The 14,061-nt window shown below is 44.8% G+C and carries 11 protein-coding genes and 1 pseudogene; 4 read left to right on the top strand and 8 right to left on the bottom strand.

Annotation, left to right across the window (positions count from 1 at the left end):
- Positions 1-31 precede the first annotated feature (31 nt).
- Both arfB and SIO70_RS03555 read left to right on the top strand, forming a co-directional pair.
- A pseudogene (gene arfB / locus SIO70_RS03550) lies at positions 32-430 on the top strand (alternative ribosome rescue aminoacyl-tRNA hydrolase ArfB); the annotation flags it as partial.
- Positions 431-455: 25 nt separating this feature from the next.
- Complete coding sequence (locus SIO70_RS03555; protein ID WP_320579494.1) at positions 456-1,976, top strand: lipopolysaccharide biosynthesis protein; 1,521 nt, start codon at positions 456-458, stop codon at positions 1,974-1,976.
- A gap of 106 nt (positions 1,977-2,082) precedes the next feature.
- Here SIO70_RS03555 and SIO70_RS03560 read toward each other — a convergent pair whose 3' ends face one another.
- On the bottom strand, positions 2,083-2,718 hold the full coding sequence (locus SIO70_RS03560; RefSeq protein WP_320579495.1) for an MBL fold metallo-hydrolase: 636 nt from the start codon (positions 2,716-2,718) through the stop codon (positions 2,083-2,085).
- A gap of 56 nt (positions 2,719-2,774) precedes the next feature.
- Between SIO70_RS03560 and SIO70_RS03565 the strand changes: the two genes are divergently transcribed.
- On the top strand, positions 2,775-6,200 hold the full coding sequence (locus SIO70_RS03565; protein ID WP_320579496.1) for a hypothetical protein: 3,426 nt from the start codon (positions 2,775-2,777) through the stop codon (positions 6,198-6,200).
- A gap of 85 nt (positions 6,201-6,285) precedes the next feature.
- On the opposite strand, the gene SIO70_RS03570 is transcribed toward SIO70_RS03565, so the two are convergent.
- The 5 genes from SIO70_RS03570 to SIO70_RS03590 form a co-directional block, all read right to left on the bottom strand.
- Complete coding sequence (locus tag SIO70_RS03570) at positions 6,286-6,639, bottom strand: diacylglycerol kinase family protein (RefSeq protein WP_083722176.1); 354 nt, start codon at positions 6,637-6,639, stop codon at positions 6,286-6,288.
- A 15-nt stretch (positions 6,640-6,654) separates the two neighbouring features.
- Complete coding sequence (creD, locus tag SIO70_RS03575; protein ID WP_320579498.1) at positions 6,655-8,013, bottom strand: cell envelope integrity protein CreD; 1,359 nt, start codon at positions 8,011-8,013, stop codon at positions 6,655-6,657.
- 53 nt (positions 8,014-8,066) lie between these two features.
- Positions 8,067-8,372, bottom strand: a complete 306-nt coding sequence (locus tag SIO70_RS03580; RefSeq protein ID WP_235643568.1) for a winged helix-turn-helix domain-containing protein — start codon at positions 8,370-8,372, stop codon at positions 8,067-8,069.
- A 52-nt stretch (positions 8,373-8,424) separates the two neighbouring features.
- Positions 8,425-9,069: a hypothetical protein gene (locus tag SIO70_RS03585; RefSeq protein WP_320579501.1), complete on the bottom strand. Its 645-nt coding sequence runs from the start codon at positions 9,067-9,069 to the stop codon at positions 8,425-8,427.
- A 197-nt stretch (positions 9,070-9,266) separates the two neighbouring features.
- Positions 9,267-10,451, bottom strand: a complete 1,185-nt coding sequence (locus tag SIO70_RS03590) for an aspartate aminotransferase family protein (protein WP_320579502.1) — start codon at positions 10,449-10,451, stop codon at positions 9,267-9,269.
- Between the two features lie 111 nt (positions 10,452-10,562).
- Between SIO70_RS03590 and SIO70_RS03595 the strand changes: the two genes are divergently transcribed.
- Positions 10,563-11,096 carry a gamma carbonic anhydrase family protein gene (locus SIO70_RS03595; protein ID WP_320579504.1) on the top strand — a complete coding sequence of 178 codons (534 nt, stop codon included), beginning with the start codon at positions 10,563-10,565 and terminating at the stop codon, positions 11,094-11,096.
- Positions 11,097-11,842: 746 nt separating this feature from the next.
- Here the strand turns inward: SIO70_RS03595 and rsgA are convergent.
- Both rsgA and SIO70_RS03605 read right to left on the bottom strand, forming a co-directional pair.
- A complete protein-coding gene (rsgA, locus tag SIO70_RS03600) occupies positions 11,843-12,784 on the bottom strand; it encodes a ribosome small subunit-dependent GTPase A (protein ID WP_320579506.1) in 942 nt (313 codons plus the stop codon).
- Positions 12,785-12,898: 114 nt separating this feature from the next.
- Complete coding sequence (locus tag SIO70_RS03605) at positions 12,899-13,909, bottom strand: VWA domain-containing protein (protein ID WP_320579508.1); 1,011 nt, start codon at positions 13,907-13,909, stop codon at positions 12,899-12,901.
- Positions 13,910-14,061 lie beyond the last annotated feature (152 nt).

Below are 14,061 nucleotides of genomic sequence, written 5' to 3' on the forward strand. Positions count from 1 at the left end.
CAATAAACAGTTATAAAGAAAAGTTAATTTAATGGACCTCGATCTCACGCCCGAGATTACTTTCCGAACTGCACGCAGCGGAGGTAAGGGCGGACAAAATGTGAACAAGGTAGAAACTATGGTAGAGGGGTACTTTGATGTAGCAACATCCCAATTGTTAACCCCCGAACAGAAAACCCTTGTATTAGAAAAATTAGCCCACCGCCTGACGAGTGAAGGCCTGCTTCAGGTAAAATCGCAGGAGGAACGGACACAGCTGGGCAACAAGCAGCTGGTGATCAAAAAAATGAATGAGCTGGTACAGAAAGCGATGATCCGACCTAAAAAACGCGTCGCTACCAAACCTTCCAGGGCTGCCAAAGAAAAGCGGTTAAATCTGAAGAAAATACAATCTGACAAAAAACAGCTTCGCCGGAAAGGGCTGGAATAGTTAATTTTGGTAAAAATAAAGGGCATTGAGTAGTATTAAATCACTGGCAGGACAGACCATCTATTACGGCTTTAGTAACATCGCTAGCAAGTTGCTGAATTACTTTCTGACTCCCCTTTACCTGGAATTAATGACCCAGGCGGCATATGGGGAAATGTCTACTGTATATGCCTATGTCCCTTTCATGAATATTATTCTCACGTATGGGATGGAAACGGCTTTCTTCCGCTTTGCCAAGCAGGAGAACAAGACGCAGGTGCTGAGTACATCTATGTTGTCCCTTATTTTTACCACTATTGGTTTTACCATACTGCTGCTCCTGATGCGGGGAACGGTCATCAATTCATACCTGGGTTCACTGGGGGGATTGAAAGGGCATCCCTGGTTTTATACATGGGTGGTATTAATTATGGCATTTGATGCGCTCACGGCGATTCCTTTTGCCCAGTTGCGACTGGAAAACCGGCCTATCAGGTATGCTATGATCCGCCTGTCGGGTATCATTACCACGATCCTGTTCAATATATTCTTTTTGGTCGTACTGCCTAAGTTTGCTCCTAATGTGGTGAATACCGGCAACCAGGTAGGGTTCATTTACTTGAGCAATATGCTGGGGAGTGGAGTGACCTTATTATTATTTTTACCGCAGTTACTGAAGATAAAGCCCAACTTCGATTTCACCCTTTGGAGGAAGATCCTCAATTATTCATTGCCACTGGTCATCTTCGGAATGGCGGGTATGGTAAATGAAACGTTTGACAGGGCGTGGTTCCTGCCGGAATTCCTGCCTGGGAATAATATGGAGGTAAAGAAACAGCTGATTGGTATCTATGCCGCCAACTACAAACTGGCTATCCTGATCACGATGTTCATACAAGCTTTCAAGTTAGGGGCAGAACCATTCTTTTTTAAGCAGGCAGAGGGGAAAGATCCACAGCGAACGTATGCGAGGATTATGAAATTGTTCGTCATCCTGTTGTGTTTTATGTTCTTATTCGTGAGTCTTTATCTGAATATATGGAAGATCTTCCTACGGAAACCAGTGTACTACCCAGGTATGAAGATTGTACCGGTGTTGTTGCTGGCAAATATGTTCCTGGGTATTTATTATAACCTGACCATTTGGTTTAAGCTGACGGACAAGACGAAGAGCGGGGCGATTATTACCCTGATCACTGCGGCGGCTACGTTCTTCTTCAACTGGTGGTGGATTCCTATATTCGGTTATTTTGGTGCGGCGCTGGCTACCATGGTATGCTATTTTATACAGATGTTGATTTGCTATTCATGGGGGCAGAAGCATTATCCCATTCCTTATCATTTGCCAAAGATTATCACTTATATAGGGAGTGCGGTGTTAGTGTATTATGTGTTTGATTTGCTGAACAGGACGATTTTGTCTCCGGGTGATGTGTATGCTGCAAAGCCGGTGAATTTGCTGGTGGCGACAGGTTTGTTTTTGGGATATGTGTGGTTCCTGTTGAAAATGGAGAAGAGGGAGTTTGGGAGGTTGCCGGTGGTGGGTAGGTTTATTGCGAAATTATAGATCCGGAATTTTTGTGCCCAGATCGGACAGAGCTCCGCTCTGTCCGATCTGGGCACGGCCCGATTTTATGGTGAATAGCTTTGCCATTCACCATAAAATCGGGGGATTATAGGAACGGATTATGCTTCTTCTCATACCCTATCGTCGTCTCTTTTCCATGACCGGGCCAAACCCTCACTTCATCCGGCAATACGAACAATTTCGTCTCTATACTGTTAATTAATGTTTGATGATCACCACCAGGCAGGTCAGTACGACCTACACTCTGGTAAAACAGCACATCCCCACCAATCACAAACCCCTGCTTTGCGCAATAAAAACACACACTTCCGGGAGAATGCCCTGGCGTCAACAACACTTCCAGTTCATTATCCCCAAACTGTATCTTTTCCCCATCTTCAAAATACCTGGCCGGTGCCGGCGAAGCCTCAAAAGGCACCCCATACATCTGACCTAATTCCGGTGAGCGCTCCAACACCACTGCATCCAGCGGATGAATCTCAAGCCCTACCCCATACGTATCAGCCACCAGTTTATTGCCAAAAATATGATCCAGGTGACAGTGCGTATTCAACAAGCGGGTAACATTTAATCCCTCTTTTTCGATATATGTTAGTAATTCTTTTCTTTCCGACTCAAAATAACAGCCCGGGTCTATAATTATACATTCCTTTTTTTCGTTTAAGAGCAAATAGGTATTTTCCTGAAACGGATTAAAGGTGAAATGTTTGATTTCAAGCATTGTTACCGATTTTTGTTACTTTTAATTTAGAACGCAATATTATCAATACTTTCTGTATGAACAGACTTATTACCAGGTTATTATTTACCGGTACCCTATTACTTGGCCCGTTTCTCCTCATGGCGCAGACGAATAGCGTGGAATTTGGACAAAACCGCATACAGCATAAGAACTTTAAATGGCGTTACTATCAAACCAGCCATTTCAATACTTATTTCAGCCAAAACGGTCTTGAGTTGGGAAAATACGTCGCTCAGGTTGCAGAAAAGGAGTTACCTCAGCTGGAAGAGTTTATGGAGTTCACCTTCCGTCAGAAAGTGAACATCGTTGTATACAACTCCTTTGGGGAAATGAAGCAATCCAATATAGGCATTGGCGTTGACTGGCAAAACACCGGAGGGGTAACCAAGCTGGTGGGTAATAAGCTGATTGTATACTTTGATGGCAACCATGAGCACCTGCGTTCTCTCATCCGTCAGGGCATTGCCCGTGTGATGCTCGAAAACCTCCTGTTCGGAGAAGATATTGGTGAGTTCGCAGGCAATGCTGTACTGATCGACTTTCCAAAGTGGTACACCGATGGATTCATAGCCTATGCTGCTGAAAACTGGAACACCACCCTCGACGATCAGCTCAAGGATGCAGTCCAGTCCAACAAGTATAAAAACTTCTACCAGTTCGCCTACGAACAACCTCTACTAGCTGGCCATGCGTTCTGGTATTATGTAGAAAGTAAATATGGTAAAGACGCTGTTCCTTACCTCATGTATATCTCCCGCATTAACAGGGGTCTGAAAAAAGGCTTTGAGCAGGTGCTGAACACCAAGCCTAAAGCTGCCCTGAAAGACTTCTTCGTATACAACACCAAGCGCTATCAGGACGATAACCGCCGCCGGCGTCAATCGACCAAAGGCCGTACCATCGCCGTGAAAGAGCTGGGTAAAACTGATTACTTCCGTTTCCAGGCCAATCCTAAAAATGCCAGCTTTGCTGTCGTGTCTTATACCAAAGGATTCTATAAAGTACAGCTGCAAACGGGTGAAGACAATCCTACCACCCTGCTGAAGAATGGTGTGCGTATGCAGGCGAACCAAATGGACCCTAACTACCCACTGCTGGCATGGAACCAGAAAGGTAACCGCCTCGCTATCGTATACGAATCAGAAGGCATGACCAAACTGATGGTATACGACCTGATCACCAAAACAAGAATGAAATATGACCTGAATAAGTTTGACAGGGTGATCGATATGAAGTACTTCTTCGAATTCGATAACTCACTGTTGCTTTCCGCTGTGAAAAATGGTCATACCGATATCTACGTTTACAGCATCAACAAGAATACGATCGAACAGATTACCAATGATGTGTATGACGACCTCGATCCGTCTTTCGTAGCCTTCCCGGGTAAGAGCGGTATCATCTTCTCTTCCAACAGGCCTTCTCCTACTGCCAAAGGTGGTGATACCACCCTGCCGGCAGGACATTACAACATCTTCCTGGTTGACAACTGGAACAAGAGTGCGGACAAACAAATCACCCAGCTTTCTAACATGAAATATGGTGATGCACGCAACCCGCTTCAATATAATACCACACACTTTACCTTTGTATCCGACGCTAACGGTATCCGTAACCGTTATGCCGGTTTCTTCAAAACAGAAAGAGCCGGAGTTGACTCCCTCTTCTTTGTAGGTAATGAGATCCTGCATAACCCGGATCCGCTGGAACTGGATTCTGCCCTGCAGGAATATGGTGCCAATGCACCTGATAGTGTGATGGCGGTATCAATTACGAAAGACTCTACTTATACTTTCCCACTCAGCAACTATTCTTACGGTATTAAGGAAACAAGGGGCGCCGGCGATCAAAGTGAGGTTTCCCAGGTGATCCAGCAATATGGCTATAAGATCCTGCAGAAGCTAAAAGTAGATACCATTTCACTGAAAAAGCGTAATGTGAGCGATCGGCCTACAGCTTATCGTGCGTATGTAATGCACCAGGATAGTATCCGGCTGGGCCTGCCTACTTACAAAAGTCCGCAGGTGCCTAAGAAGGATACAGTAAAACACAATGACTTCTTCCAGAGTGAGTTTGGCAATGAACCGCAGGATACGACCAATAGCCATCTTACCGGCAACAATGCCACTGCAGATATGTCTGGCAATGGTAATCCGATCAAAATACCTATTGAGCCATTGCTGAAGAAAGCGAAGCTGCTGCCTTACAAGTGGAAATTTGCTTCTGACTACCTTATTCTGCAACTGGATAACTCTGTATTGGTGAACAGGTATCAGCCGTTTACCGGGCAGCCATCCGGACCGATCCAGTTGTCAGATCCGCTGAATGGTATGATCCGTTTAGGAGTAAGTGATCTGATGGAAGATATCAAGATCAATGGTGGTTTCCGTATTCCATCTTCACTGGATGGTACAGAGTACTTCCTCTCTGCTTCTTATCTGAAAAAACGCTTTGACTATAAATTCACTTACTACCGTAAGGTGGCGAAATATACTGGTATAGGTACAGACAGTTCAGGAAGTGTGCTGATTGATTATCCTGCCAAGATGAAGACAAACCTGTGGCAGGTAGAGGTAAAATATCCGTTTGACGAAGCACGAAGCATTCGCCTGCAGGTAGGTTACCGTGTAGATAAGTTTGTGATTGCAGCGTCTGACCAGAACTCACTGAAATGGCCTGATTACCAGGATAAATATGTACTGAGCCGTTTGGAATATGTATATGATAATACCATCAATCCTGCCATCAACATCTGGCATGGTACGAGGTATAAGATCTATGGTGAAGCATGGGCGAAGGTAGCGGGTAATATCAATGAGGCGTTTGGCACAACCGATGCCACCGGCAAGGGTAGATTTACTTATAACATGGGGATCGATGCCCGTCACTATGAGTCTATCTATCGTAACTTTATCTGGGCTACCCGTTTCTCTATGGATGTGTCATGGGGTACCAGGAAGCTGTTGTATTATTTAGGTGGTACGGACAACTGGCTGAATCCTAAGATCAATACCAATACACCGGTAGCCACAAATGCAAGTTATGCTTATCAGACGCTGGCTACGCCGCTGCGTGGATATAAGCAGAATGCGAGGAATGGTAATAACGTGATGGTGTTTAACTCTGAGTTACGCCTGCCAGTATTTGCGACATTCCTGCAAAGGCCGATTAACTCAGCGTTGTTGAGAAACTTCCAGCTGACACAGTTTATTGATATTGGTACCGCATGGAATGAGAAGCTGAGCTTTAAGGATGCGAATTATACTTATTATACTGGTAGTGATGGAACGATTAGTGTGAAGGTGAAAGAAGGTTTCCTTGGGCCGTTTGTAGGAGGGTATGGATTTGGTGCGAGAACAACGATTGCGGGGTATTTCCTGAGAGTTGATGCGGGATGGCCGGCGATTGCGTTCTTTAGAGGAAGTCCGATCTGGTATTTTGGTATGGGAGTTGACTTCTGATTTTCCTGATAATATTGCAAATAAAAACGCTTTTGCCTTGCGGCAAAAGCGTTTTTATTTTAGGCAGTTCTGGCTTGGGGCCGGCTTAGAAGTAGGGGATGAAGATAAGTGCACCAACTATGATTGCGATGATGGCTGCAATTAATACGGCCCCTGCTGCAACATCTTTGATCCATTTCACACGGGGATGATAATCGGGTGCAACGTGATCCATTACCTTTTCCAGCACAGTATTTATCATTTCGGTGATCCAAACGATTCCTATCATGATGAGGATGGCAATCCACTGCATGTTTGTGATGCGGAAATAAAAGCCTGCACCAACAACGATGATCGTTGCAATGAAGTGCAGCAGCGCGTGTGGTTCAGAGCGAACAAACGCGATGATACCAGCAATCGCAAATCCAAAACTGCGCAGTCGTTTTTTGAGATAACTCATAGTTTTAAAGTAATCTTATTCATTACCCTTCAGTTCTTGCCATTTGATCTTACGGCTAAAGAACATTACGATAGCAAGTATAATGAATAATCCAAGGCTACCCATCAGTAAAGACAAGTCTTCGGCACGGAGAATGACATAAATAGCTCCATACAATATGACTAATACCCCACCAATGCCACTACCTACACGGAAATTGTTAAAGATACTTGCGGTGTATGCGGTGACAAGAGCAATGGTCATACCACTTGCAATCAGGTAGGCAATACCGAAATTCAATTGTTCTGCCAGGGCGATTAACAAGGTATAGAAAAGCACCAGTGCAAACCCAATGAGGATATATTGTAATGGATGTACATACAGCCGCTGGAGTAATTCAATAAAGTAGAAAACAAGGAATGAAAGGCCGATAATGAGGATAGCGTATTTCACCGCACGGGTGGATTGTTGATAGCCATCGACAGGCAGGAACAGCTTGATACCAAAATCATAGCTACGGAGGTTGACCTCATCTTTTGTGGTCAGGGATTGGGGGAAGTTGCGGTTCAGGTGAGATACCTGCCAGGCGGCGGTAAAGCCGGTAGATTTGACAACGGATTTCACAGGTAGGAACTGACCGTCGAACTGGGGATTGGCCCAGTTGGATGTGATATTGACCTGGGTCGTTTTACCAACAGGAGAGAAGTGCACCTGGCCGGAGCCACGAAGATCGAGATTTATAGAAAAATCTCCTGCTGTCCAGCCACTGTCAGTTTTTGTCAATGGTATTCTTGCCTGCATCCCATTATTGAATACGCTCTGGATGGTTACCCCCGGAGAGAAGAGATAGTCTTTGCCATTGAGCTGCATATTGGGTTGGTTACTGATACCTCTCATATCACTGACGCCTACGGCAATGACAGCTTCATTGATCAGTAATTTATCTGCAGGAATGTCTGTGGTAAGGGGCGCAAAGTTGCCACTCACCTGAAGATGAGAACTGTATACAACGGTTTCATAAATGCCACGGTGGCGCATTTCGGGTAGCAGTTCGCCATTGATGTTCAGTTTATCGGGCAGGAAGAGGGCATAAGCGCGATGACCGGGGGTATCTACATATGGAATGATGATAATAGGGCCGGTGAGGGTTTGGGCTTCGCCCCATTTACTACTGATTTCGGCGGTTGCTTCGTCACTCCGTTGTTCTCTTTCCCGGATCAGATTCATGATCATAGCAGTGGGAATGAGGAGCACAAGTACCAGGAAGCCGATGATGACGGCTTTGATAGCGTAAGCGTATCTTTTCATAAAGGAGTTTTTTTCAGGTAAAAAATCTTCCCCTGGGGCAGGAGAATGACTCTCCTGTCCTGCATTTGCAAGATGTTGATGTTCCATGATTATTTTCTTTTAAAGTGCTTTGTATTTCAAAGTATAGGGATAAAAAAAATTTACTCGATAGAGCGAATCATATTTTCAAGCGCAGCGAGGTGGCCTTTGAAAGCTTTTTCGCCTGCTTTGGTGATTTGATAAGTTGTATTTGTTTTACGGCCGATGAAGCCTTTGTGAACCTTGAGATAACCGTTTTCTTCCAGTGTATTCAGGTGTGAGGCCAGGTTACCGTCGGTGAGTTCCAACATTTGTTTCAAATCGTTGAAGCTGACTTCCTCATTGACTATAAGAATACTCATGACACCAAGACGGATCCTGCTGTCGAAGATTTTATTCAGATTACCTATGGGATTGTTTATGGCCACTGCTTAACAGATTCAAAAGTTCAATTAATATAGCCTTGCTGTCAGAGAGTGATTACTCTTCTGATTCAGCATTGCGTTCATACTTCCACCACATCATCACGCCGTATACGATGTGTAATACACCGAAACCTAGGGCCCAAAAATACAGACCACGACGCAAATAGAAAACATTGATTATCCCCAGTATGATTTGAGCGATCCCAAAGTATTTGATATCTCTGAATGTATACTTGCTGGCGTTGACCAGTGCCAGTCCATAAAAGAGGAGGCAGGCGGGGGCCACGAGTACTTCAAAATTATTATAGACCATTCCTGCTATGAATGCAGCGCCGGCTACCATGGGGATGAGTCCACTATAGAAAACGTTGCGGGAGGTTTTGCCAAAGATGGAAGCGCCATCTTTATTGGCTTTGCGCCAGGTAAAGTAGATGCCGCCAGCCAATGCAATGCCCATGACGATGAGGCCGAGGATGGTGAGTTTTATTTTTAATAAATTGAAATCTTCTCTTACGAATATGCCAGAGGTGTTCCAGCGGTTGTAGTATTCACTGATCCAGACATCGGCGATAGCAGCACCCAGGAGGCCGGCGATGCCGGCGCATACGCCACTTAGTCCACTGAGGGAGATGAAGCGGCTGCTGCGGTCCATGATACGTTTAATATCACTTAAGGTAGATAGATGTTGCTGATCAGTCATACTAAAGTACTTTGGAATTCAAAGTTAGGATTTAGGTTGGAATTATAAAATTATTTTATTGGTATTTGGTAAAAAAGGCTGTTATGAGGTGCTAACCCTGGGGAAAATCGCGAAGTGATTTTCCCCAGGGTTAGCGCAGGGAATCAGGTTTGGCCTGACGGCCAAACCTGATTCCCTGCTTTTGTGCGAGCCTGTTCTTAAGCAACAGCATTCAATACCGCAATTATAGTATCGCAGGCGAATTTGATTTCGTCTTCTGTTATGATCAGGGGAGGGGCAATGCGCAAGCATTGCGGCGCAAATAAGAACCAGTCTGTCATGACACCTTTCTCAATGCAGGCATCGATCACCTTTTTATTCACAGTAAAGCTTTCCAGTTCTACGGCCATCATCAGGCCCTGAGAGCGGATGGCTCTGATAGCAGGGTGTTGCAGATATTTATGAAACAAGGCTTCTTTTGTCCTGACGGTGTTTGTGAGTTTTTCTTCCAGCAATACTTTGAAACCCGCCATACCAGCAGCACAGATAACCGGGTGGCCACCGAAGGTGGTCATGTGTCCTAAGACAGGGTTATTGGTCAGGGTCCACATAATTTCTCTGTTGGCAATAAAAGCTCCCATTGGCATACCACCACCCAGCGCTTTGCCTAATAATAGAATATCAGGCACAATACCGAATTGTTCAAAGCCCCAGAGCGATCCATTTCTACCCAGGCCACACTGGATTTCATCCAATACGAGCAGGGTACCTGTTTGTGTACATTTCTCCCGCAGGGCCTTCATCCATTCCTGCTGTGGTACGATCACCCCAGCTTCGGCCTGTACTGTTTCTGCAATCACACAGGCCGTCTTTTCTGTAATGCAATCTATCGCCTCCCAGGTATTATATTTCAGGTGCTGGATATCAGGTAATAAAGGACGATACGCATTCCGCCATTCTTCATCTCCCATTATACTCATAGCTCCCTGCGTGGAACCATGGTAACTATTCTCAAATGCAATAATTTCCGTTCTGCCTGTGAATCGCTTTGCCAGCTTCATCGCACCTTCCACCGCTTCTGCACCGGAATTGGTAAAGTATACACTATCTAAAGAAGATGGTAAATGCTGAGTAAGCAAAGTAGCAAATGCTACCTGTGGCGACTGCACCAGCTCCCCATACACCAGCAGGTGCATATAAGTTGCGGCCTGCTCCTGTATAGCTGCCACCACAGCCGGATGACAATGTCCTACATTACACACACTAATCCCCGCTATCAGGTCCAATAATTTCTTACCATCCACATCCCACATGTACATGCCTGATGCCTTCACCATCTCAATGCCCAACGGAGCGTCTGACAATTGCGCTACGTGTCTTAAAAAAAGTTGCCTGTTATTCATTTGCCTGCAAAAATACGAAAATGATATGCCCCTGCGTATTAATAGTATACCTGATCCGGAGCATGCGTTTAATCAATTGTAAGTGGTAATTTGCCAGCAAAACAAAAGGAAATGCCATACATTCTGCCGGTAAAAGGAGTAATGCCTGAAATGGGAAAGGACTGTTTTATAGCCCCAAATGCGACAATCGTAGGTGATGTGATTATGGGGGATGGTTGTAGCGTTTGGTTCAATGCTGTGATCAGAGGAGATGTAAACAGTATCCGTTTAGGTAATAAAGTAAATGTACAGGATGGTGCCTGTATTCATGCTACTTACGAAAAGACAAAGACGATAATTGGGAATAGCGTATCCATTGGTCATAATGCGATTGTGCATGGCTGTACTGTGGAAGATAATGTGCTGATCGGGATGGGTGCTATTGTGATGGATAATGCACATATCGGAAGCAATACCATTATAGCTGCGGGTGCTGTGGTGCTGGAAAATACACAGGTAGAAGCAGGTGCTATTTATGCGGGTGTGCCTGCCAGGAAGGTTAAGAATATCAGTGAGTCATTGATCAGCGGAGAGATCAGCAGGATCGCGAATAATTATGGCATGTATTCCAGCTGGTTCAAGGATTTGCCGGAAGAAGGGAAATAGGTTATTACATCTTTTCTGTTAGTTCAAGGAGCTGCCGGTAGATGACAATAGGTTATTGCATCGTTTCCTGCTGGTTCAAGGAGCTGCCGTTAGAAGGGAAATAAGCTATCGCTGATGATATGCTATATCAAATAACAAATCATGAGGTTGTGTCTATGGCCAAACCTCATGGTTTTAGAATATCTATGCCCCCAAGCAGGTAAATGCATAACCCTTAAATGACATATTTTAATTATCTTGCATTTAATATCCTTACCCTATGCAGAAATTAATATTACTCCTGGTGCTGGGTAGCATTTTGGCTATCAGCTGTCAATCAGAGCAAAAAGGCTGTCCAAGCAGCAATTACTATTCAAATAGAAATATCAAGCAGAATAAGCATTCTTCCAAACAAATGTCTAACAGGGTATTCTAATGATACGTACATTCTTTATTTGCATGTTCGTGCTGGCCCTGATGGGGTTTAGTTCCTGTAGGACAAGGAAGACGGGATGTCCTCAACCAAGAAGTAACTGGGGGGCTGAGAAGATATTGGATGAGATGCAAGGAAAGCATCATAAGAAGAACAGGCATTAGTTGAATGCTGTTTGAGGGAGATTTCCTTCGGAAAACATGTAAAAGTTTTTTTTTCTGAAGGATAGGACCAATTGCTTTTACCTTTGAGAAGGACTTCCTTCGGAATACATAAAGGAATGTTTTTTTGAAGCAAGAATTCGATCGGTTCTTCTGTAAGAATTAAAAATCCTTTAATAACTCTCCTCCTGAATTGATTCCAGAATCGTGGCATAACTCACATACCTCTCCATATCAATTTCCCCTTCCTCTACAGCCGCTTTCACAGCACAACCTGGCTCATTGATATGCAAGCAGTTATTAAACTGACACTGTGTAAGATAAGGCTGCATCTCAAGAAAATAATGCGACAGCTCCGGCTTCTCAATATCCACAATACCAAACTCCCTTACCCCAGGTGTATCTATCAACCGACCGCCCTGTGGCAGATCATACATCTCTGCATAAGTAGTAGTATGCAACCCCTTACCACTCCAACCACTCACGGCTTTTGTACGCAGATCCAGACCAGGTAATAAACGATTGATGAGAGAAGACTTTCCCACACCGGAGTGACCGGACATCAGGGTAGTTTTATCTTTCATCATAGCCTCCAGTTCATCTACACCGCCGCCGGTAGCAGCAGATACCAGTTTTACAGTATAACCGATATCTTCATACAGGGCCGCTAATTCAGCGAATCTGTCTATTTCTTTCTCTTTATAAATGTCTCTTTTGTTAAACACAAGCACTACTGGAATGTGATAAGCAGCAGCTGTAACCAGGAAGCGATCCATGAATCCATTGGAGGTTCTTGGTTCTTTTACTGTGCAGATGAGCATGGCCTGATCCAGGTTGGCCGCCACGATGTGCTTCGCGTTTCCTTTTTTATGTGGGGAGCTGCGGACGATGTAGTTACGCCTGACCCCAATATCAGTGATCATAGCATTTTTTGCATTGGCATCACCTTCTTCAGGAACGATATCTACGATATCGCCTACCGCTATGGGGTTGGTAGACGTAATGTCCCCATCCAGTTTCAATACACCTTTAATGCGTGCCTGGAAGGTTTCGCCGGTGGTGATGGTTTTTACGGTGTACCAGCTACCGGTGGATCTATAGATTAGTGCCTGCAAATGCTAAAATTATTATTAGGGTGTAAAAATACAAAAAACTCGCTTCTACCTTCGGCAGAAGCGAGTTTTTTGATATTGCCCCCTGCCGCTGGCGCGGCAGGGGGCAATATTGTTTTATGGCAGACTCCGGAATACGGTATATCGCAACACTACTTCCAGCAGTATACAAGCCAATGCCAGTATAGCAAACGGGAAGAAATGTTCAGCAAATCGTTTGTAAGAAGTGATCTCTACCTTGGTCTTTTCCAGCTTATCAATCTCATCATAAATACTTTCCAGGTCCTTATTATTGGTAGCCCTGAAATATTTACCCCCGGTTTCTGTTGAAATCTTCTTCATCAGCGGCTCATCCAGCTGTACATCCTGCATAGCCATTTGAATACTACCATCCGGCATGGTCATCGGGAAAGGTGCCTTTCCGATCGTACCTACCCCTACGGTATATACCCTTGTTTTGAATGCCTTTGCAATTTCCAGCGCGGTGAGCGGATCTATCAAACCTACGTTGTTCACACCATCTGTAAGGAGAATGATCACCTTACTTTTAGCTTTACTATTACGAAGGCGATCTACAGCCGTGGCCAAACCCATCCCAATCGCAGTACCATCCTGCAGCATACCACTCTTGATAGCCGTAATCTGGTTTTTCAATACCGCATGGTCAGTAGTAATGGGACATTGCGTAAAACTCTCTCCGGAGAAGATCACCAGGCCAATACGGTCACTGATACGGCGATCCACGAAGTCGTTCGCTACTTTCTTCGCAGCTTCCAGCCTGTTAGGCTGCAGGTCTTCTGCCAGCATACTACCTGAAATATCTATGCTCAACACGATATCGATCCCTTCACTATCTATACTTTCAGATGTATTGCTGGTCTGAGGTCTTGCCAGCGCTACCACCAGCGCACTAAACGCCAGCAGTCGCAGTATCAGCAGGAGGGGGCGGAACCTCACCTTCCAGGATACCGGCAGTCCCTTCAGCCCCTGAAGGGAAGACATATCCATAGCCACCTGCTTTTTCTGCTGTTTTGCATAGTGCCAGTAGATCATCACGGGCACCAGCACCAGCAAGCCAAAGTAGGCAGGATGGGCAAATTCAATATTTTTCCAGACTGAAAAATCCATGTATATAAAATAATTTCCTGGTTCTAGTTAGTAGCCTGCTCCTTCGGTTTCTGCTTTTGTTTCGCTTGCGGAATCCTTAGTTGCCTGCTCCTTCAGTTTTCCCTGCGTCTTCACTTTCTGATCCCTTAGTAGCCTGTTTCTTCGGTTTTCCC

This window comes from Chitinophaga sancti, from assembly GCF_034087045.1.
GTDB classification, from domain to species: Bacteria; Bacteroidota; Bacteroidia; order Chitinophagales; family Chitinophagaceae; genus Chitinophaga; species Chitinophaga sancti_B.